Annotated in this window: 20 protein-coding genes; all 20 read right to left on the reverse strand. The window is 46.4% G+C overall.

What is annotated here, in order from left to right:
• Positions 1-91 precede the first annotated feature (91 nt).
• Complete coding sequence (locus ACQ5DJ_RS02120; protein ID WP_429840979.1) at positions 92-1,276, reverse strand: D-alanyl-D-alanine carboxypeptidase family protein; 1,185 nt, start codon at positions 1,274-1,276, stop codon at positions 92-94.
• Between the two features lie 144 nt (positions 1,277-1,420).
• Entirely contained in the window at positions 1,421-3,493 is a 2,073-nt protein-coding gene (locus ACQ5DJ_RS02125) for a methyl-accepting chemotaxis protein (protein ID WP_429840980.1), read from the reverse strand.
• Between the two features lie 178 nt (positions 3,494-3,671).
• Complete coding sequence (locus ACQ5DJ_RS02130) at positions 3,672-4,631, reverse strand: ABC transporter ATP-binding protein (RefSeq protein WP_429840981.1); 960 nt, start codon at positions 4,629-4,631, stop codon at positions 3,672-3,674.
• Positions 4,632-4,651: 20 nt separating this feature from the next.
• The gene (locus ACQ5DJ_RS02135) at positions 4,652-5,641 is read right to left on the reverse strand and encodes an ABC transporter ATP-binding protein (protein WP_144616119.1); all 990 of its coding nucleotides are present in this window, start codon (positions 5,639-5,641) and stop codon (positions 4,652-4,654) included.
• 14 nt (positions 5,642-5,655) lie between these two features.
• A complete protein-coding gene (locus ACQ5DJ_RS02140) occupies positions 5,656-6,573 on the reverse strand; it encodes an ABC transporter permease (protein ID WP_429840982.1) in 918 nt (305 codons plus the stop codon).
• A gap of 6 nt (positions 6,574-6,579) precedes the next feature.
• The gene (locus ACQ5DJ_RS02145) at positions 6,580-7,512 is read right to left on the reverse strand and encodes an ABC transporter permease (RefSeq protein ID WP_376898582.1); all 933 of its coding nucleotides are present in this window, start codon (positions 7,510-7,512) and stop codon (positions 6,580-6,582) included.
• Between the two features lie 249 nt (positions 7,513-7,761).
• Positions 7,762-9,420 (reverse strand): peptide ABC transporter substrate-binding protein, encoded by a 1,659-nt coding sequence (locus ACQ5DJ_RS02150; RefSeq protein WP_429840983.1) that lies wholly within the window; start codon positions 9,418-9,420, stop codon positions 7,762-7,764.
• Between the two features lie 115 nt (positions 9,421-9,535).
• A complete protein-coding gene (locus ACQ5DJ_RS02155) occupies positions 9,536-10,006 on the reverse strand; it encodes an Lrp/AsnC family transcriptional regulator (RefSeq protein WP_007720718.1) in 471 nt (156 codons plus the stop codon).
• Between the two features lie 329 nt (positions 10,007-10,335).
• Positions 10,336-11,643, reverse strand: coding sequence for a pyrimidine-nucleoside phosphorylase (locus ACQ5DJ_RS02160; protein WP_429840984.1), 1,308 nt, complete (start codon positions 11,641-11,643; stop codon positions 10,336-10,338).
• Positions 11,644-11,667: 24 nt separating this feature from the next.
• Positions 11,668-12,477 (reverse strand): purine-nucleoside phosphorylase, encoded by an 810-nt coding sequence (locus ACQ5DJ_RS02165; RefSeq protein WP_429840985.1) that lies wholly within the window; start codon positions 12,475-12,477, stop codon positions 11,668-11,670.
• A gap of 59 nt (positions 12,478-12,536) precedes the next feature.
• Complete coding sequence (gene deoB / locus ACQ5DJ_RS02170) at positions 12,537-13,709, reverse strand: phosphopentomutase (RefSeq protein ID WP_429840986.1); 1,173 nt, start codon at positions 13,707-13,709, stop codon at positions 12,537-12,539.
• Positions 13,710-13,828: 119 nt separating this feature from the next.
• The gene (gene xerD, locus ACQ5DJ_RS02175) at positions 13,829-14,716 is read right to left on the reverse strand and encodes a site-specific tyrosine recombinase XerD (RefSeq protein ID WP_429840987.1); all 888 of its coding nucleotides are present in this window, start codon (positions 14,714-14,716) and stop codon (positions 13,829-13,831) included.
• Between the two features lie 93 nt (positions 14,717-14,809).
• On the reverse strand, positions 14,810-15,049 hold the full coding sequence (locus ACQ5DJ_RS02180; protein WP_007720735.1) for a YqzK family protein: 240 nt from the start codon (positions 15,047-15,049) through the stop codon (positions 14,810-14,812).
• Between the two features lie 156 nt (positions 15,050-15,205).
• Positions 15,206-15,670: a Fur family transcriptional regulator gene (locus ACQ5DJ_RS02185; protein WP_007720739.1), complete on the reverse strand. Its 465-nt coding sequence runs from the start codon at positions 15,668-15,670 to the stop codon at positions 15,206-15,208.
• Positions 15,671-15,764: 94 nt separating this feature from the next.
• Entirely contained in the window at positions 15,765-16,391 is a 627-nt protein-coding gene (gene spoIIM, locus ACQ5DJ_RS02190) for a stage II sporulation protein M (protein WP_429840988.1), read from the reverse strand.
• 67 nt (positions 16,392-16,458) lie between these two features.
• Complete coding sequence (locus ACQ5DJ_RS02195) at positions 16,459-17,631, reverse strand: endonuclease Q family protein (RefSeq protein WP_429841111.1); 1,173 nt, start codon at positions 17,629-17,631, stop codon at positions 16,459-16,461.
• Positions 17,632-17,635: 4 nt separating this feature from the next.
• The gene (locus tag ACQ5DJ_RS02200; protein WP_429840989.1) at positions 17,636-18,193 is read right to left on the reverse strand and encodes an NUDIX domain-containing protein; all 558 of its coding nucleotides are present in this window, start codon (positions 18,191-18,193) and stop codon (positions 17,636-17,638) included.
• Between the two features lie 160 nt (positions 18,194-18,353).
• On the reverse strand, positions 18,354-19,553 hold the full coding sequence (locus tag ACQ5DJ_RS02205) for a DUF3866 family protein (protein WP_429840990.1): 1,200 nt from the start codon (positions 19,551-19,553) through the stop codon (positions 18,354-18,356).
• A gap of 143 nt (positions 19,554-19,696) precedes the next feature.
• Positions 19,697-20,818, reverse strand: a complete 1,122-nt coding sequence (locus ACQ5DJ_RS02210) for a M20/M25/M40 family metallo-hydrolase (protein ID WP_429840991.1) — start codon at positions 20,816-20,818, stop codon at positions 19,697-19,699.
• A 91-nt stretch (positions 20,819-20,909) separates the two neighbouring features.
• Positions 20,910-21,326 carry a methylmalonyl-CoA epimerase gene (mce, locus tag ACQ5DJ_RS02215; RefSeq protein WP_056492626.1) on the reverse strand — a complete coding sequence of 139 codons (417 nt, stop codon included), beginning with the start codon at positions 21,324-21,326 and terminating at the stop codon, positions 20,910-20,912.
• Positions 21,327-21,505 lie beyond the last annotated feature (179 nt).

A 21,505-nucleotide genomic window follows, 5' to 3' on the forward strand; every position in this document is an offset into this window, starting at 1 on the left:
ATTCCTGCCAGCCGACAAAAGAACAAAAAAATCGAGCAGCCGCGCCATTCCATTCGGGGCAACTCGATTCTTTTCGCGCTCATGCTGTCTGTCAGTAGCTAATCAAAACACTCTTGGTGGTTCGCTTGAGAATCTCCCACATGTTGGCTTTATCTACCTGATCTTCTGGGAACAGATCGATTCGGTTCACTTCCTTGCCATCTTTCGTACGGATGAAAATGTGGCCTATTACTTGGTTTTTTGCTATAGGTGCGTGAACCGCCTCATTGATGACAATTTCCTTCTGGAAGGTATCGGCCGATTCTCCTTTTTTCATCAACAAACTAACAGCATGTGGTGTCACCGCATTAATTTGCGGTTTCTGACCTTTATCTACAACGAGTGTACGCACAGCTTCTCCCTTTTTGTACATCGGCGTCACCTGGAAGTGTGTGAATGCGTAATTGAACATGGTCGAAACCTCATTGTTGCGCGTTTTCACATCAGGCTCACCCATGACGACTGCAATGACACGCATATTGTTGCGTTTCGCAGTCGCTGTTAAACAGTATTTCGCTTCGCCTGTGTACCCTGTTTTCAAACCGTCCACCCCTTCATAAAAACGCACCAGCTTATTCGTGTTCACAAGCCAGAAGGGGCTCTCTGTATCTTTCCGCAAATAGTCTTGGTAGGTACCGGTGAACTTCGTGATGCCATCGTGCTTTAAGAGCTCACGTGACATGATCGCAATATCTACTGCCGAAGAGTAGTGATTCGTGGCAGGAAGCCCATTGGAGTTGACAAAATGCGTATTTTTCATGCCGAGCTGCTGTGCGCGTTCATTCATTCGCGCGACAAAACTCTCTTCTGTCCCAGCCAAGTGCTCAGCCATCGCTACCGAGGCATCATTCCCAGAAGCAATCGCAATCCCTTTCAACATGTCTTCTACCGTCATTTCTTCACCGGGCTGTAGAAAAATTTGCGACCCGCCCATCGATGCTGCTCTTTCACTTGTTCGAACCTTATCGGTAAACTTAAGCTCTCCCCGCTCCACCGCTTCCATGATCAAAAGCATGGTCATAACTTTGGTGATACTGGCGGGTGGCATTTTTTCATTGGCGTTCTTCTCATACAAGACTGTTCCCGTATCCGCTTCAATCATCACTGCGGATGAAGCTAGTGGGGCAAAATGATTGTCACCCTTTTGCTGTCCAGCCTTTTCTTGGGCAACAGCCATCGGAGAAAAGATGGTAAAGCACATAACGAAGCATAGAGCGAGGTATCCATTCCGTTTCATAGCAGTCTCTTCCCTCCATTCATGGTTTTATTCTCACCATCATGAAAGGAAAATATTCACACAAAAACGGCAAGATTATCTTCGCGAAAGACAATTCGGTTACACAAAAAAATCCCTTCCGCTGCTAGCAGAAGGGACACTTTCTTAAATGACGAATCGGCTCACATTTTGAGTTAACTCGTCCGCCATTTTTTTCAATTGTTCTACGTTTTCATTAATGCGCGCAATCGAATTCAATTGTTCATCCACAGTCTCTACCACACCTGAGATGGAATCACTAATTTCATCCGACATGGTGGCGAGACGCTGCATGGAGTTCGTCACAACCTGATTACCTGCGGCCATCTCTTCCGAGGTCGCCGTCATCGATTCGCTTTGCTCTGCAGCCGATTGAATCTCTGCCACGATATTTTGGAAAGCAGTACCCACAGACTCTACAGACTGCAAGCCTCCACTCACCATGGTAACGATCTCGTCCATATGCTTGCTCATATCCATTGCCTCATCATTGATCGAATGGGCAATGGCAGCAATACGCTCAGAGAAGGAACTGCTTTCCTCTGCGAGCTTGCGAACCTCGCTGGCTACAACCGAGAAGCCTCGTCCAGCATCTCCTGCACGGGCAGCCTCAATGGCTGCATTCAGCGCCAACAAATTCGTCTGCGAAGCAATACTCGTAATCATTTCCACGATGCTCGTAATTTCACGAGCCCGCTCACGAAGACTGTGCATTTGCCCAGCAGTACGTTCTACCTCATTAGTGGCACGTCTTACCGTATTGATTACGTTCTCCACTAACTCCATTCCGCCTTGCGCTCTCTCAAACGTACGGGTCGTGGCAACCGATGTAGATTCGGCAGCCACAGCCACCTGTTCAACGCCTTCCGATATTTCCGAGACGGTATCGGCCGTCGCTTGCACTTCGTTCGTCTGCGTAGAAACGCGTTGGGCAATCGTTGAAATATTATCTGTAATGACGTTAATGGCTCCTTTGTTCTCTTGCGCAAATAGAGTCAGTTCATCTGTCGCTACATTCAATTGTGTAGCTTGTCCCTGTACAAGGGCAATCAGCTTGCGAAGCTCAGCCGCCATCTCATTCATTTTGCGACCAACCATTGCCAGTTCGTCATTGCCGTTTACTTTTACGTTGATATTAAAATGTCCGGCGCCGATTTGATCCATATCTCGGGCTATCGCGAACAAGGAGAGTCGAATCCGTTTCGCAAACCACCAGATCGCCCAAACCGAGAGTCCGATGATCGGCAAGCTGAAGAGCACGAAGTACAGCCACATTCCGTCTACCTCACCATACACCTCGTCGGTTCCTGTGGACAAAACTACATTCCATTTCAACATCGGTATTGGTGCAAAAGCTGCAAATGAATCAATACCATGATCCGAGTACAGTAAGCTGTTACTTGTCTCATACTGCATCAAGGCAAGCATCTCTTCATAATCTTTGTCACCAGCTAGCACGAGCTTGTTGTTGTTATTCGGATTTTGATGGGCTACAACCAAGCCATCTTGTCGAACGACAAATGCATAGCCATTCTCCATGAAAGAGATCTCAGGAATCTTTTGAATCATTTGGTCAATCGTGAACCCAACAACGAACAATCGGCTCGTATCATCTGTCTTTTCCCCTATGGGTGTCGCAATATAAAGAAAACTCTTGTTGCTGCCTTCAACGATTTCTTCATCAGAAATGACCAAGGATTTCGTAGTCAGTGCTCTTTGAAAGTATTGCTTTTGCTTGAAGTCAATCTCATTGGTCCCGGTCAAGGAATACAGGGATTTCCCGGTAGCCGTGTCGATCAAATAGATTCTGGATACTTCTTTATGTGCCTGGCGCAATAGAGTAAACTGCTCCATAATAAGCGGTTGCAGCTCTGTCATCATCACACGTTTGGTTGCCGCCGATTTCGTGGAGTTCACAATTGCTTTTATGTCATCTTCTATGCTATTCGCATGCTGGTCAGCCAGCATTTTCGCCTGGTTAGAGGTAATGCTAAACAGCGTTGATTTCGAGAAGGAAAGGGCTATGTATTGCAAAGAACCGATAATAATAAGTACTAGAATTAGACCAAACACAATCATCTTTGTAGCAAGAGAGCCTTTTAGCTTATCCGTTGCTACTTGGCTAGTCAGATTTACTTTTTTTAAGAGATTGGAAATTCCCTCCTTCTTTTTCCATCGTGGCGACAAAAATTTACTCATGCTACTTGCCCCCTTTATTGCTACTACAATTTTCCAGTGCAAGACTCCGAAAAAATACCCCTGAAAAAACTGCCTCTGGGTACAATACCCACTTTTTTCAGAGGTAAAACCTCCCTTATGAAGGGAAACGAGTTCCGGGCTGCACGAGTAGCCTCGGAACTCGTTATTTGTAGTTGATTTAGTTATACAAATGACAAGCTGCGAAATGTCCTGGCTCTACTTCTTTCCATACAGGTGTGGATGCAGCGCATTCCGGCATTGCTTTCGGGCAACGAGTACGGAAATGGCAACCGCTTGGTGGGTTCATTGGGCTAGGTACATCGCCTTGCAATACAATGCGCTCACGGTTACGCTCAATTTCTGGGTCTGGAATCGGAATCGCAGACAACAGCGCTTGCGTATACGGGTGGAGCGGCTTTTCATACAAAGCATCACTTTCTGCCAGCTCAACCATTTTACCCAGGTACATAACCGCTACACGGTCGGAAATGTATTTTACCATGGATAAGTCATGGGCAATGAACATGTAGGTCAAGCCCATTTTTTCTTGCAGCTGTTCGAGCAAGTTTACAACCTGTGCTTGTACGGATACGTCCAAAGCAGAGATCGGCTCGTCACACACGATGAATTTTGGCTCTACTGCCAATGCACGGGCAATTCCGATACGTTGGCGCTGTCCGCCTGAAAACTCATGTGGGAAACGGTTCATATGCTCAGGATTCAAGCTCACCAGGGAAAGGAGCTCCTGGATGCGCTCTTTGCGCTTCTGACCAGTCGCCAGGCCGTGAATATCCAGCGCCTCGCCAATGATATCCCCAACTGTCATACGCGGATTCAAAGATGCGTAAGGGTCTTGGAAAATCATTTGCATGTTGCGGCGCATCGCCTTCATTTCCTGCTGGTTCAAATTCATGATGCTCTTACCTTCAAACAGGACGTCCCCTTCAGTCGCATCATACAGTCTCAAGATGGTACGACCAGCCGTGGACTTTCCACAGCCTGACTCTCCTACTACGCCCAATGTTTCTCCACGTTTAATCTCAAACGAGATATCATTCACAGCTTTCAGAGTATTATCGCCAATAGAAAAGAACTTTTTTAGATTACGTACTTCAATTAAATTTTCACGTTTATCCACTGATATCCCTCCTTCTACGTTCATGCACGGTTCTGAGCAAGCGGATGCTGAAGCCAACAAGCTGCTCGCTGAGTCGTGCTGACGTCGTTCAGCTCAGGATCGATCTCTTGGCACACACGCATCGCTGATTCGCAACGCGCAGTGAATCCACAGCCAACTGGTGGACGCAGAAGGTCTGGCGGCGTACCAAAAATCGGTGTCAGTGGCTCGTCACGGTTCAAGTCAAGACGTGGTACCGAGCGAAGCAAGCCTTTGGTGTAAGGATGTTGCGGATTGTAGAAAATATCGTCAACGGTTCCAGTCTCGATCACTTTTCCTGCGTACATAACAATTACGCGTTCACACATCTCGGCAACAACACCAAGGTCATGTGTGATCAAGATAATGGAAGTGCCCGTTTTCTTTTGCAAATCTTTCATCAGGTCCAAAATTTGCGCCTGAATCGTTACATCCAAAGCTGTCGTCGGCTCATCCGCGATCAACAGCTTCGGCGAACAGGCGAGAGCGATTGCGATCATCGCACGTTGACGCATACCGCCAGAGAACTCGTGTGGATATTGCTCCACACGCTTCTCAGGTTGCGGAATACCAACCATGGTCAACAGCTCAATGGCACGATCACGTGCTGCAGCTTTCGACATGTTTTGGTGTTTGATCAAGCCCTCAGTAATTTGGCTACCGATAGTCATGGTTGGGTTCAAGGAAGTCATCGGATCTTGGAAAATCATCCCGATATCTTTACCACGGATCGATTCCATTTCTTTTTTCGACTTCTTGACGATATCCTCGCCATTGAAGAGAATTTGCCCTTGTTTAATTTCACCTGGAGGCATAGGAATCAGCTTCATGAGGGTTTGAGCGGTTACGGATTTACCGCAACCGGACTCCCCTACAATCGCTACAGCCTCTCCGCGGTTGACGTGAAAATTCACACCGCGGACTGCTTTTACTTCACCTGCATACGTATGGAAGGATACATGCAGGTCTTTTACATCAAGAATGCGTTCCATTACGACGATCCCTCCTATTTACGCAGGCGTGGGTCTACTGCATCGCGCAGACCGTCACCGAACAAGTTAAATGCCAAGATGGTCATGGAGATAAAAATTGCCGGGAATGTCAAACGCCATGGATAGTACTTCATGGCCGGCAAGCCCTCATTGGACATCGTTCCCCACGATGCAATTGGTGCCGAAACCCCTAACCCGATAAAGGACAAGAAGGATTCTGCGAAAATCGCGGAAGGTACTGTCAAGCTCAATGTAACGATGATTGGACCCAAAGCATTAGGAATCAAGTGTTTGAAGATCAGACGGTTGGCGTCAGCACCAAGGGAGCGTGCAGCCAGTACAAACTCTTGGTTCTTCAATTGAAGGATCTGACCACGCACAATCCGGGCCATACCGATCCATCCCGTTATCGTCAAGGCAAGAATAATCGTTCCAACACCAGGCTCTAAAACAACCATCAACAAAATAACAACCAGCAGGTAAGGAATCGCAAACAAGATATCTGCGAAACGCATCATGGCTTCATCTACTCTTCCACCATAGAAACCTGCGAGACCACCCCAGATCACACCAATGATCAGGTCAATGAACGCTGCGGCAAGACCTACTTGCAGAGAGATACGTGCACCGTACCAAATACGCTCAAATACGTCACGACCTAGGTCATCCGTTCCAAACCAGTGTTCAGCAGACGGCTTTTTGTTCTTGCCAGCCAAATCCGTCGTAAAATAATCTTGGGGAGTTAGCCATGGAACCACAATGGCACATACGATCAATGCAGCAATGAAGATCATAGAAATCATTGCGACTTTATTCATTTTCAAACGACGCCAAACGTCAGACCAAAAAGAGAGACTTGGGCGCTTGATTGCTTCCGCTTGACGAAGGTCTACGGAAATTGGCTCAAAATGTTCTTTAGTCAAGTTTTGCACGTGTCATTACTCCTTTCCTGCGTCCGAAAGTTTGATCCGTGGGTCTACCAAGGTGTATGCGATGTCAACAATCAGAATCATCACAACTAGGATCATGGAGTAGAACACGGTCGTACCCATGATTACCGTATAGTCGCGGTTTGTAATGGACAATACGAATTCGCGACCAAGACCAGGAACACCGAAAATACGTTCAATAACGAATGCACCTGTCAAAATACCGGCAATCAGTGGACCCAAGTAAGTAACAACTGGCAAGAGCGCATTACGGATTGCGTGTTTTACTGTAATAGCAACAGTGTGCAAGCCTTTTGCTTTTGCTGTTTTGATGTAATCTTGACCCATAACTTCAATCATATTGGAACGCGTCAAACGCGCAATAAATGCCATCGGTGATGCGGCGAGTGCCAATGATGGAAGGATGGTGTATTCGAATCCTTCCCATTTCGCGATTGGAAACCAGCCCAAATTAATAGCGAAAATGTATTGGTAAAAGGACGCCAAAATAAAGCTTGGTACCGATAATCCCAAAACGGCGATGACCATCGCGGAATAGTCTTGCCATTTATTATGGTTTAGCGCTGCGATAACCCCTAACGTAATCCCACCAAAGATAGCGAGCAATAAAGCTTGTGCTCCCAAGTGAGCAGAAACTGGGAAGCCACGATTAATCATGTCGTTAACAGTTGAAGATTTCTCCGTAAACGACGGACCAAGATCCCACGTTACTACACCCTTCAAATATTCAAAGTATTGTTCGTGCAACGGCAGGTTCAGCTTGTACTTTGCCTCTAGTGCTGCCTTAATTTCCGGCGGGACCTGCTTCTCGGATGTAAATGGACCACCTGGTACTGCTTTCATGATGAAGAAGGTGGCCGTTACAATTAAGAAGAGCGAGATGAGCATAAAAATGATGCGCTTACCGAGATAACGGATCAACTAACTTACCCCCTTGTAGATTTTTGATTGCTTTCACGTCCCATGTTTACACTGCGGAACGCTGCCGACACAGTGTAAAAATCGGCTGTGTAAATAACCCTTAGATCTCTTGCAGTAAAGCTTCTCTCTCTATTTTTCTCTTTGCTGGCAATGATGCCAGCTGGTATTTATGGGAAGGGCTTGCATAGCAGAGAGTATATGCGCAATCATATACCCTCTGCCGCAAATCCCGTTTCCTTCGTTATGAAATTACTCGATGTATGCGCCTTTCCAATCCACGTCACCCAGGCCAGTTTGGTGAACGCCTTTCACTTCTGGCTTCTGTACCCAAGATTGCGTGTAGAAGTAAATTGGCATGATTGGCATTTCATCCATCAGGATTTGTTCTGCATCTGCCAAAATTTTCTTACGTTTCTCGAGGTCTGATTCCTGAGCGGATTGGTTCAACAACTCTTTATATTTTGCATTTTCCCAACGCGTATCGTTGTTTCCACCCATTTTATCCTTGTAGAGCTCCAGGAAGTTGATTGGGTCATTGAAGTCACCCAGCCAGCCCATCCGTCCAATCTGGAAGTTACCCTCATGCATATCCTCCAGGTAAACTTTCCACTCTTTGTTCTCGAGTTTCACATCTACACCGAGATTTTTCTTCCATTGGTCTTGGATGGCCTCAGCAATCTTCTTGTGAGCCTCAGATGTGTTGTAGGACAACGTAATCGCTGGTAACTTGCTCATACCAACCTCTTTCAGTCCCTCTTCCAAAAGCTTTTTCGCGTTTTCTAAATCTTTGTCTTTGAAATAGCCGTTTGGATTCAGCACCATGGATGGAGGTACAGCGCCTGTCGCCGGGATTTGACCCGTTTGAAGAATGTTGTCGATCAAGGCTTTACGATCGATCGAGTAGGCAAATGCTTTTCTGACTTTAATGTTATTAAATGGCGGTTTCTCGGTATTGAACTTGTACCAGTACGTACCAGCGATTGGATTGGTTTGAATCTTGCCTTGATCTTTCAATGCTGGAATCGCATCTGTCGGCAAAGCACTCATAGGTGCGCCCGCCCAATCGATTTCGCCATTTTCGAACATGGAGAGCTCTGTATTTTCGTCTTCTACCATGGAGAATTCGATTTTGTCGAGCTTTACATTGTCTTTATCCCAATAATTGTCGTTCTTCACGAGCACCATCTTGCTCTTGTGCTCCCAAGATTCGATTTTGAAAGGTCCGTTACCGACGTGCGAACTTGCTTCGCCTGCCCACTTCGGATTTGCATCAATTACTTTTTTGTTAACTGGGAAGTAGGTACGGAATGCGAGCAATTCCAGGAAGTATGGAGTTGGATTCTCCAACTTAACTTCCAGCGTCTTATCGTCAAGTGCCTTCACGCCTACTTCATCAAGCTTTGCTTCGCCCTTATTTGCTTTTTCACCATTTTTCACGTAGTACAGCTGATATGCGTAGTTGGAAGCTGTTTTTGGATCGAGAGCACGCTTCCAAGCATATTCAAAGTCATGTGCTGTTACAGGGTCACCATTGCTCCATTTCGCTTCTCTGATTTTAAATGTGTAAGTGAGCTTATCATCAGAGACGGTGTAGCTCTCAGCGGCAGCTTCATGTGGCTTATCGTCGGTACCAATGCGGGTCAAGCCGTCAAAGGTTGCCAAGATAATCGCGCCTGAAGTCGTGTCCTCTGCAAGCCCTGGATCAGTTGTAGGTGGCTCGGTGTGCAGGTTCATCTTTAAAACTTGTGGCTTCTTCTCAGCAGCTGGTGTTGCAGGCTGTGTAGTTGCTGGCGTCGCAGATGTTCCTCCTGCCGGTGGAGCGGCAGCTGGTTGACCTCCTCCGCACCCTGCCAGTGCAGTTCCTAATACAGCAATCGAGCTCACAAGTGCAAACATATTCTTTTTCAACGCAATAACCCCCAGTACGTTTTTCTTTTTTGTCTTTTTTCTGAAAATAAAGGACGAAAAAAAAATGAAAACTACGCGAAGCTGCTTGACTTCGGCTGGAAGGCATCAACCCCTTTCATTGCAGGGTCACCTCGTCGTCTTGAACGAAAGAGAAGGTGTCTTTGTACTGCTTCAGTTCCAGTGAAACGTCCGCAGCTGCAATTCCTTCAATTTGAGAGAGTCGTTCATTGACAAAGGTGATCAGCTCATCATTACTATGGAAACACGCTTGGATAATCAAGTCGTGCTTACCGCTATAAGCGCCTACAAAACGTACTGCAGAAAATTTGCTCAATTTTTCTGCCACTTCTTTCTGCAAACCTAGCTTTGTGGTTAACCCGATGATAACCTGCACATGTAATCCTAATTTCTCTGGATCGGGTTGTATTACGAATTGGAAGACTCCGTCTTGCAAAAGACGAGTGATGCGCGATCGAATCGTTCCTTCGCTCACGCCTAGTTGATGGGCGATTTCTGTATATGGGATGCGCCCATCTTCATGGAGGATTTGCAGAATCTGTCTGTCGACATGGTCCAGCTTTTTCATAAATACGATTTTCTGGGAACCTCCATCATTTTTTACGAATTTCGCAATAATCTTTTACAAACAGTCTAATACAATAAAAGTAATCGGAAATGATAGCGGTGTCAACGAAATTTGACAAGTAGAATTATAAAACTTTATAAAGTCAATCCGAACAGTAAAATATATTTTATATAATAAAAAACGACTTATATCTTACTATTGAATATGAAAAACTAGATTTAATCAACAATATTTTTTCGAGAAACTGTATTTTTACTCATAAAACAAGGCGTGCTCATGTGCTGTGCACGCCTTGTTTTATTTGATTGTTCAACTAATTTCCAGACATTCTATGCTTCGATAATTTTATAGATCAACGGTTGTTCTCCGTCGATTGCCGTCGAAATTTGGAAGGCACCTTCCATTTCTTTCAACGCATTTTGCAGAAGATGGTCTTCGTTGGCATGGATAGTGACCAAAACTTCTCCAGCCTTCACCTGATCCCCGCGTTTTTTGTGCAGAACAAGACCTACTGCCAAGTCAATTGGCATTTCTTTTGTCAATCTGCCAGCACCCAAGACAACAGAAGCATGACCGATTGCTTCCGCATCAATCGCGCTCACAAAGCCGTCCTGATCGGCTGTAACGGTATGAATGATCTTTGCTTGCGACAGACGAGACAAATCATAGACGTCCTGCTTATTGCCGCCTTGAGCCTCTACCATTTCGGCCAGTTTATCCACTGCTTTTCCGGAAGCCATTAGGTCTTCGAGCTTCTTACGTCCTTCTTCCACATCAGTAACAAGCCCACCCATAACAAGCATGCGGGAACCAATAGCCAATACCAGCTCGGTCAAATCGCGAGGACCTTTACCTGCTAGTGTCTCCACCGCTTCTTTCACTTCCAATGCATTGCCCACAGCAAAGCCAAGCGGCTGGTTCATATCGCTGATAACCGCCACCGTTTTACGTCCTACTTGGCTGCCGATTGCAACCATCGCATTTGCTAATGTTTCTGCCTCTTCAATGCTTTTCATGAAAGCGCCCTTCCCTACTTTTACGTCAAGCAGGATGGCATCTGCCCCAGCGGCAATCTTCTTGGACATAATGGAGCTTGCAATCAACGGCACAGCTTCTACAGTAGCTGTCACGTCACGCAGAGCATACAGCTTCTTATCTGCAGGTGTCAGGTTGCCAGACTGCCCGATTACGGACACGCCAATATCACGCACCTGCTGCAAAAATTGCTCGCGTGTGCGTTCTACTTCGAAACCTGCGAAGGACTCTAGCTTGTCAATGGTGCCTCCTGAGTATCCAAGGCCTCTTCCAGACATTTTTGCCACAGGAATACCTGCTGCCGCAACCAATGGTGCAACAACAAGGGTAGTCTTGTCGCCTACCCCACCTGTACTGTGCTTGTCTACTTTAATTCCTTGTAGGGAAGACAGGTCAAGCTGTTCGCCTGACCCTGCCATTGCCAAGGTTAGATCTCCTGTCTCTCTCGCAGTCATGCCACGGAAAAAGACTGCCATTGCCCATGCGGACATTTGGTAGTCAGGAATACTTCCATCTGTATAGCCTGTCACCAGAAATTGAATCTCTTCTGTTGTCAGTTCTCCGCCATCACGTTTTTTGGCGATCATATCGACCATACGCATTGTTAATCCCTCCGAATCCGTTACTTACATTTTGGCTACGATACCGTTGACCAGAGCCAGGAATTGCGATTTTACCTTTTCTGTTGTTTCCATTACTTCATCATGGGACAGAGGCTGTTCCAAAATACCTGCTGCCATGTTGCTAATGCACGAAATACCGAGCACCTTCACACCCATGTGTCGTGCCACGATTACTTCTGGTACAGTTGACATCCCTACAGCATCCCCACCCAACAGGCGAAGCATACGGATCTCTGCAGGAGTTTCATAGGTAGGACCTAGCAGACCTGCGTATACACCTTCACGGAGCTGGATTCCTTGCTCGGAAGCAACTTCATGAGCCAGCTTGCGGAGCTGTTTGGAATAAGCCTCAGACATATCTGGGAAACGCGCTCCCAATTGTTCATCGTTTGCACCGATCAATGGATTGCGGAACGTCATGTTGATGTGATCGGAAATCAGCATGAGGTCTCCTGCATTGTAGCCTTCGTTAATTCCGCCAGCCGCATTGGTCACAATAATAGTTTCTACGCCGAGCAGCTTCATGACACGGGTTGGGAAAACAACGGCATCCAGACCATGTCCCTCATAAAAGTGGAAACGACCTTGCATCGCAACGACTTGCTTGCCTTGCAACTTGCCAATCACGAGTTGTCCTTTGTGTCCGACAACCGTGGACACAGTAAAGCCAGGGATTTCATGATAAGGAATGATCACCGGATTTTCGATTTCATCTGCCAAAACACCCAGTCCTGATCCGAGTACGAGGCCAATGGTTGGTTTTTCTGTCAGTTTCGGTTCGATATATGCTACTGCATCATGGAAATTTGCCAATTTAACTCTCTCCTTTTTTGTGTTTCTTCTATTATATAAATGTTTATTTTTGCTAACCTTTATAAATGATTGAGGAAGCTTCTCCCAATCGCTGGAGCAGTTACCCCAAAATTGTCTGCGATGGTCGCACCCAAGTCTGCAAATGTCTCACGGATGCCCAAATGTGCCCCAGCTTGAATACCCTTGTGATAAGCAAGCAACGGAACGTATTCTCTCGTATGGTCACTGCCATGATGTACAGGATCGTTTCCATGGTCTGCCGTGATTACCAGTAAATCATTTTCTTGTAGCGCTTCCAAAAGTTCTGGAATACGAGCATCGAACTCCATCAACGCCTGACCATACCCTTCTGGATCGCGGCGATGACCGAACTTCGCATCGAAGTCCACAAGGTTTACAAAAGAAAGGCCTGTAAACGATTGTTTCATCGTACCCAGAATTTGATCTACACCGTCCATGTTATCTTTGGTACGGATAGATTCAGTAACGCCCTCTTCTGCGTAGATGTCGCTGATTTTGCCAATTGCAATAGAAGCAAGGCCAGCATCTTGCAAACGATTCATGACTGTCGGAGCAAATGGCTTCACGGAATAATCGTGGCGATTTGCTGTGCGGCTAAAATTGCCTGGCTGTCCAACAAATGGACGTGCAATAACACGAGTAACGGCGAATTCATCACGCAGCGTCAACTCACGAGCTACCTCGCAAATATGGTACAGCTCTTCAAGCGGAACAACCTCTTCGTGCGCTGCTACCTGGAATACACTGTCCGCAGACGTATAGACAATCACCGCACCCGTTTTCATATGCTCTTCGCCAAGCTCGTCGAGAATGTCTGTCCCCGAAGCAACTTTGTTCCCGAGCACCTTGCGACCGATACGTTGTTCAAATTCCGAGATCAGCTCTTGTGGAAATCCATCTGGATACGTGTTAAACGGAGTAGACACATGCAGACCCATGATCTCCCAATGACCAGTCGTCGTATCTTTCCCCATGGAGATTTCTTGCATTTTTCCATAATGGGCCATAGGAGTTGCTACTGGCGCAACGTTCTGGAGTGGTGCTATATTTCCCAAACCCAATTTTTGCAAGTTGGGCAATGAAAATCCTGCAACTCGCTCCGCAATATGCCCTAAGGTATTCGCTCCTGCATCATTGAACTTAGGCGCATCAGGTTGTTCGCCAATCCCTACGCTGTCCATGACGATCAAAAAAACTCGTGAATACTGCATCTTAACGCCTCCTGTTTACCAGTCATTCGAATTCTAAATTCAAGTCGTCAGACGTCTGACCTGATTCAGAAAATTTTTCTCCGCCCGACAATCAGGCGGAGTCGATCGTTTTTTCATACTCATGCTCGCGGATGCGTCTTGGCATAGATGTCCTTAATCCGCGTTCTGGTTACATGTGTGTAAATCTGGGTGGTTGAAATATCAGCATGCCCAAGCATTTCTTGAACAGAGCGCAAATCCGCTCCATTTTCAAGTAAGTGGGTGGCAAAAGAGTGGCGAAGTGTATGGGGTGTAATCTCTGCACGGATGTTTGATTTTTGGGCATATCGTTTAATGATTTTCCAAAAACCTTGCCGTGTAATTTGTTTGCCCAAATGATTCAGAAATAATGCAGTATCGCCAGTTCCTTTTACCAGCTTGGGGCGCCCTGCCTGTAAATAGTGGCGAACCACTTGAATGGCAACCGAGCCTAACGGAATGATTCGCTCTTTTGATCCTTTTCCCATGCATTTGACAAAGCCCATATCCAGATTTACATCAGCACAATCCAGATTGACTAACTCCGAGACACGAATGCCTGTCGCATATAAAAGCTCAAGCATCGCCTTGTCCCGCAGCCCGGCAGGATGATTGACAGGAGGACTTTCCAAAAGACGTTCCACTTCCTCAACAGAGAGCACTTTCGGCAAGCGTTTTTCGATCTTCGGTGTTTCTAGATGAATGGATGGGTCTTTGTCTATGTATTTATCCCGAATGAGAAACTGATAAAACGCTCGTATCGATGCCATATTGCGAGAAAGCGTTGCTGTAGCACGTCCTTTTTCCCGTAAAACAAGTAAGTAACCAATGATGTGCGTCCGAGTAGAATCCTCTATTCGAGCAACACCTTGCTCCTGTAAGTACGAGGTAAAGGCCACCATATCCCGTTGATAGGATTCCAGGGTATTTCTCGATAACCCTTTCTCCACAGTCAGGAAATGAATAAACTGATCAATCAGACTGTCCATGAAGCTGTCCCCTTCAGCTGATAAGTATCTTGTATTGCTTTCCACAAAGAAAAAGAAACTCCTGCTTCTCCAGATAAAAAACTAAAACTTGCATTACTCTCCCGTTAAAAAAAAGAGCTGTAGTCGTGCGACATAACCGTCAAAATCCTGTGCCTGAGAGGTATTGATGACTTTTACTACCTTCACCGCATTCCCATGTGGTTCATGATAAGGGTTTGCCGGGAGAAATTTGTCCGCCAGCAAGGTAATGATGCCATAGGAGAGCAAGGTGCAGGTAATGAAAAGAAGCAAGAAACGAAGACCCTCCATCAAGCGGCGATAAGAGACCTTCATCCGTAAGCCTCCTTGCAGACTTTCTTTCATGTATATGCACTTGTCCCTTGCTCCATTCGAATAGATCCTCTCTTAGGATTCCACAGGAATAGGTCTGCCATTACAAAAGCTCCCAATGAAAAAAGAAAAACTTCTCCGTTCCCAGAGAAGTCGACTTTATTTGAAGTCCTCCACGTTCACTTTATCTACGCAACGATTGCAGATCCCGTAGAAGGTCAATCGGTGGTCGGTAATATAAAAGTTGTAAACATTCTTGACTTTCTCTTCTGCTGTGACAAGCAGATCTTCAAAAATTTCATCCACCGTACCACAATTGAGGCAAATGAGGTGATGATGGTGATAGGCAGCATTATCATCACGAAGATCGTAACGAGCAACACCATCGCCAAAATTCATTTTATGGAGGATTTTCAGTTCGCTCAACAGCTCTAATGTCCTGTATACGGTAGCAAGCCCGATTTCCGGCGCTTTATCCTTCACCAACAAGTAAACATCTTCCGCGCTCAAGTGATCTTCTTCATTCTCCAACAACACGCGAACAGTGGCTTCACGCTGTGGTGTCAGCTTGTAGTTTTGTGAATGCAACTGCTGCTTAATTTTCTCTAATTTTTCTTCCAACATTAATGCCCCTCCCCGCTCGCATGAAACCTGTTCCTATTATAGTAGAGGGGCAACGAATAAGTCAAATGCATAAGTTCTTACCTGAGAATTATTCTTAATTAAGCACGAGCTGCATCAACCTTGGGGAAATGAAGGTTTCAAACAAGGCTGCAATCGTCAATACCGCCAGCATAGTAAGAACAAGTACGGTATAGCCCATAAAATGCGGCATGATGACATCCCTTTTACTTAGCACTCTTGTTCGTATGAGTCGAAGGGAAAACGATATTCCGCTAACGCCTACAATAAAAAGGGCAGGGACGACTAATAAATTTTGTGGGAGAACACCCACCATGGCAAATGTTACGCCTTGCCATTGGAGTTGACTCACCAAAAAACCGACGGTGAAACCAACCACGACTCCTTTTAAGAAGAGCATCAACAAAATCATAGGCAACCCAATAATGGATAATCCTAGCACCCACATGATCGCTACGGTTTTGGCATAATGACCAAACGCCTGCTGAAAATGGGCACTAGTCTCAGGGATTCCATCACTGCCAAGACTGTTGAAAAAATATTGCAGAAAACCGTACAGCTCCTGCTTCTGTGACAATGGCAGTGAATTGACGAGGACGGCTCCGAAAATAATGCCCATCGTAAACAGGACGATCGTGAACCAGTAGAGTGACTGATGTTCTCTCGCATAGGATTGGATAGTTTGTCCGACTCGTGAACGCACGCTTCGTCGCCTCCCGCTTGGCTGATTACTGTACAGCTTATGCGGACGAGTTCTCCCCTATGACAACCTACATCGGGACGATCTTTCCGTAGGTACCGGCGCCGCCCTTTTGGACAGAGAGCTTTCCCTCTCGTGCTTGTACGATAAGCGAAGCGATTTTCTCTCTGACAACATGAGTGAGCTCTTCTTCGTTCACGCGATGCAATACGTTCATCTGTGTACCAAACGACTGATACAGCTTGTCCAACAATTTCGGACCGATTCCCGGAATGAATTCCAACGGGATTTGCTCGATATAAGGAGGACGGAACACCGGATGCTGGCCTGCCTCTACATCCGCCAGCTGATCAATGCGCGCTGCAACCCCTCGCACAATTCGTTGGAAGCCGCATTCCGGACATTTGCCTGAAGCATCCGCCGCTAGTAAAGACTGGCACCCTTGACACGCCGTCTGATGATACTTGCCAAGCTCGGGGTGCAGACCGTAGTTCATATGAACCCCTCTGCCATCGATGCGCTTCATTGCTTTTACCCACTCAGCAAAGGAACGCTCTTGCATATATATCGCTTGATATTCTCGGCCTATCTTCGCCAGAGAATGGGCATCTGAGTTTGTGAGAAAGGTTTTGTCATGGAGCTCGGATATGCGGTCTGCCATGATGGTATTCGCACTCAATCCCAGTTCAACCGCATAGATAAGCGATGAATCAAGCACTTCGGCCATCGAATCCGTACAGCTCCCATACAACCCTTTATGCGGCGTAAAAATATGTGCCGGGATCAAGAGGCCCTGCAATTGATCGACACAGGCTTGTAATTCCCTCAGTGATGTGTAGATACGCTGAGAACTTAATTGCACATTTTTGCAGCGTTCAGACAGCCACATGGTAAATTGCTTCATTTCTTGCAGCCTCGGCAGATAAACGAGAAAATGAGCTGCACCACGCCCTGGCTCCTTGATTTCTACTTCGCACCCCAAGATTAGCAGTGTATCTTTGTAGGAAATTCCTCCATCCACCTGTTCAGTGGCTAATCCCTTTTCCAACAGATCTAGCAGCTCATCCTGAACCTCCGGCGAATGTGCATCGATAATCCCGATGACATCCATCCCTTTTTTCTCAGAGGCTTCCTCCAAAATTTTGGTGAGTGTCATTTGGCGAGAAGCCGTTATTTTCACAGGTTTACCCGTCCACGTACCACCGATGTGAATATGCATGTCGCAAAAATAGGAAGAAAGCATAGGACTAACCACGTTGGCGCAGCATTGTGTTTTCCCACGCAAACAATGCCACAACTGTCTTGGCATCTCGAATTTCTCCACTTTGATGCAGGGCATGCGCTTCTTCTAATGTTACTTCCAGCACATCGACGAACTCATCCTCGTCCGGCTTGCTTTCTCCTTTTTTCAAACCAGTGGCCACAAAAACATGTAAAATCTCATCCGCGAAGCCTGGCGACGTGTAAAAAGAGCTGAGCGGTGTGTACTGACTTGCAATGTAACCCGTCTCTTCCTCCAGCTCGCGCATTGCACATGCAAGCGGCTCTTCCCCTGGCTCCATCTTTCCTGCTGGGATTTCCACGATCGTACGCTCCAATGGCTTGCGGAACTGTCGAACCACAACCATTTTGTTATCATCTGTGATCGGCAATACGGCAACCGCCCCTTGATGGTTCACGATTTCTCGCTTGGCTGTGTTGCCATTGGGCAGAAGCACCTCATCCACCTTGACCTTAATAATTCTTCCGTCATAAATCGGTTGACTGGAAATGGTTTTTTCATATAAGTGATCATATTTACTCACTGCCGTCATCATCCTTTTTTCATGAAGTCGTTCTAAATCGTCGTTTCCCTCCATAAGTTGGGAGCATAGAGCTTGTCCACCTTATTGTATCGGAGGAGATCAAGAATGAAAACATATGTTGGCGAAAAGCAATTGCGTATGGTCGGGAAAGCTTGGGAGATCAAGGCTGCACTCCGTTCCTGGTCAAATAAAGACCTAACGCTTCAAGAGTACTTGATGAAGCGGGCGAATGCGGGGCGTCGTTAACGGTTTGGAGGATGTAGCCCAGACTGTTTCCTACAAAATCGGCAGCCATCCATGCTGTCTGAAAAGGAGCAGGGTCCTCTTGCCAATTTCGACCCATCGTAGAAAAGGACAAGCCATACCCCTTTTCCAGTGAAGCCAGTTCTGACAGGTCTGGGACTTTTCCTTTTATGAAAATATGCTTCCCCACAACTTCTATCGTTTTCATTTGCCGTGAAAGGATTTCATCTCTTTCATCCCCGAAAATCGGAATGGTAACCAGGGATGGACAGAGAACAAATCGGTTTAAAATCGAGACAGTATGATGACTGACACCGTAATGCCTGGTACGTGGGTCCCCAAAACTGATTCGTGGAATAAAAAAGGGTGTTCCTCCGAGAGTGGCTACGGCATGAATCACCTCTGCTAGCTGAATTCCTGAGAACCCATAAGGTGTACCCGTACCTGCTACCCCAGGTCCCAGCATACAAACAACGATATCGGCATGCTCTACATGTCGCGCTGCCAACAAGCCACTATGAATCGTCAATGACTCGCGATCCCCGCCCCACGCATGTCCTGTCGTCACGGTCGCCGCCAAGCTTCTGTTTGCTTTTAATTGATGGACGTGCTGGCTCAAGGCAATCGGCAAGGACGCGCCGTCTGGCATGACATATACGATACGGACATTTGGATTTTTTTTATGCAACGCAAGGACAGCAACAGGTAGAAGACTATGTAGCTCGCCGATCAAAACAGGGATACCTTCCAAGGATAAGTCTTCTTGCACAAACAAATGGTGGTACGGGCTAGTCTGTTCTTCTACCGTATCAACTGCCAGCTGCCATGGCGAATAGCGCATTTTCATGACATGCCCCCACTCATTCGGAAGGACATCCGTTTCCGATGGTTGGGTAACCTTCCCTACGACGAAGTGATACCCGCCTGTCCCCAATTCAAGGCGAACAGCAGTTGTATTGATCAAGAGTAAATCGCCACTTTTATAATCCTCCTGCAAAAAAGACAACACTCTCTCCATTTTGTATCCAGCAATCGATTCTATCCGGACTTCGAGTATCTGCATCCCTGTTTGCTTTTCCAGAACCTTTTGGACCTTCCCCACCGCCAAACGGAGCACTCAGCTTCCCCCCTTCATTCCTGCCTCGTCCCCACTTTCTATTCAGTCTATGATGAACAGTGGTTGTCTCAATCATGCAAACAAGTAAGAAAACGAACAAAAAGGCCGGAACCCCTCGCAAGGAGATTCCGACCTTCATTTGGTTACTCTTGTACTTCTGCAATAACAGCAAGCACCAGCTCAGCCGCTTTGTTCAGTTCAGCGATTGGCATGCGCTCGCTTTTTGTATGGATTTCTTCATAGCCGATGGCAAAGTTTACGCTTGGCACGTTGTAGCCGTTAAATACGTTACCGTCGCTTCCGCCGCCGCTTGCAACCAGCTCCGGATTGCGGTCAACACGTTTAACCGCTGCAATCGCTTTTTGTACAACAGGCGTCTCTTCGTTGAATTTGTATCCGTGGTACATAAAAATAACGTCATTTTCGCAAGTCGCACCCATCTCGGCTGCCACTTCTTCAAATGCTGTCGTCATTTTCTTCACTTGAGCTTCCAGCTTGTCCATGACCAAGCTGCGAGCCTCGGACCAAATTTCCACATAATCCGTTACGATATTGTACGCTTTTCCGCCTTCAAAGCGACCGATGTTTGCAGTTGTGTCCGCATCGATACGGCCTAGTGGCATACGGGAAATTGCTTTACTAGCAACCGATATAGCACTGATGCCATCCTCTGGATTCACACCAGCATGCGCTGCTTTGCCGTGAATTTTGGTTACGATGCGATATTGCCCAGCACCAGCTACTGTAATTTTTCCAACCGGACCTTCCGAATCGAGGATGAAGCCCATTTCTGCTTTCAACAGGCTGGAATCCATTGCGCGGGAGCCTACAAGTCCTGACTCTTCACCCACAGTCAGTACGACTTGGATCGTTGGATGTGGCAAGTTTTGCTCTTTCAAGCTGCGAATACCTTCAAAGATCGCCGCGATTCCTGCTTTGTCATCCGCACCGAGGATCGTCGTTCCATCGGAATAAATATAGCCATCACGAATTTGTGGCTTGATTCCGTTTCCTGGTACAACCGTATCCATATGACTGCTAAACAGGATAGCTGGGCCTTTTCCAGTTCCCTCCAAGGTTGCGATCAGATTGTTGGCTCCATGTCCGGTTTTCGCTGCTGCGTCATCCTCTTCTACAGTAAAGCCCATCTCAATCAGTTTTTCTTTGAGCACCTTGTTGATCTCTGCTTCGTTCTTCGTTTCACTGTCAATTTGGACGAGCTCTAAAAATTCATTTAACAAACGCTCTTGGTTGATCGTACTCACACTCGTTACCTCCTGATCGTACTGCCCGATTTTGGTACATATTCACAAGTTCCAGTATACCGCAAAAAAATTTTTTCTACTACGTAAACGCCTATGATTCTTTCGGATATTGGCATAGCTCATACAAAACGCCATTTGCTGCCTTTGGATGCAAAAATCCAATCAACGCATCGTGCGCACCCGCTTTGGGGACCTCGTGAATGAGAGGTACACCTTGCTCCTTTAATGTGGCTAGACGACCCGTAACATCATCCACATCAAAAGCAATGTGGTGAATGCCTTCTCCGCGTTTTTCCATAAATTTTGCTATCGGACTCTCATCACTCAACGGTTCCAGTAATTCAATATGACTTTCCCCGATCTTTAAAAATGCCACTTGTACTTGTTCGCTCTCTACGATCTCGGTACCAACCAACTCCAATCCCAATTGCTCGGTATAAAAGGGAAGCGTTTTTTCCAAGCTTTTAACCGCAATGCCGATATGGGCAATTTTTTTCGGTGCGCTCACGAATCATCATCCTTTTGTAAGTGGTTGTCTCATTGGCTACATTTCGGTACAATTTCAGCATGGGCGAAAAAAAGAAAGCCAATGATATCCTCTTCTTCATTCTAGCACAGCCACTTACAGAATCACCTGATAATTTCCTTACCTTGAAAGGAGGTTTGATTAGAATGAGACACCAATCG

The organism is Brevibacillus sp. FIR094, assembly GCF_050477165.1.
Lineage (GTDB): Bacteria > Bacillota > Bacilli > Brevibacillales > Brevibacillaceae > Brevibacillus.

Excerpts from the sequence above, each read along its gene's own strand:
- deoB (WP_429840986.1), bottom strand. The coding sequence starts at position 13,709 with ATGCAGTATTCACGAGTTTTTTTGATCGTCATGGACAGCGTAGGGATT.
- ACQ5DJ_RS02185 (WP_007720739.1), bottom strand. The coding sequence starts at position 15,670 with ATGTTGGAAGAAAAATTAGAGAAAATTAAGCAGCAGTTGCATTCACAA.
- ACQ5DJ_RS02180 (WP_007720735.1), bottom strand. The coding sequence starts at position 15,049 with ATGAAGGTCTCTTATCGCCGCTTGATGGAGGGTCTTCGTTTCTTGCTT.
- ACQ5DJ_RS02155 (WP_007720718.1), bottom strand. The coding sequence starts at position 10,006 with ATGAAAAAGCTGGACCATGTCGACAGACAGATTCTGCAAATCCTCCAT.
- ACQ5DJ_RS02160 (WP_429840984.1), bottom strand. The coding sequence starts at position 11,643 with ATGCGTATGGTCGATATGATCGCCAAAAAACGTGATGGCGGAGAACTG.
- xerD (WP_429840987.1), bottom strand. The coding sequence starts at position 14,716 with ATGGACAGTCTGATTGATCAGTTTATTCATTTCCTGACTGTGGAGAAA.
- ACQ5DJ_RS02120 (WP_429840979.1), bottom strand. The coding sequence starts at position 1,276 with ATGAAACGGAATGGATACCTCGCTCTATGCTTCGTTATGTGCTTTACC.
- ACQ5DJ_RS02195 (WP_429841111.1), bottom strand. The coding sequence starts at position 17,631 with ATGCTTTCTTCCTATTTTTGCGACATGCATATTCACATCGGTGGTACG.
- ACQ5DJ_RS02135 (WP_144616119.1), bottom strand. The coding sequence starts at position 5,641 with ATGGAACGCATTCTTGATGTAAAAGACCTGCATGTATCCTTCCATACG.
- ACQ5DJ_RS02125 (WP_429840980.1), bottom strand. The coding sequence starts at position 3,493 with ATGAGTAAATTTTTGTCGCCACGATGGAAAAAGAAGGAGGGAATTTCC.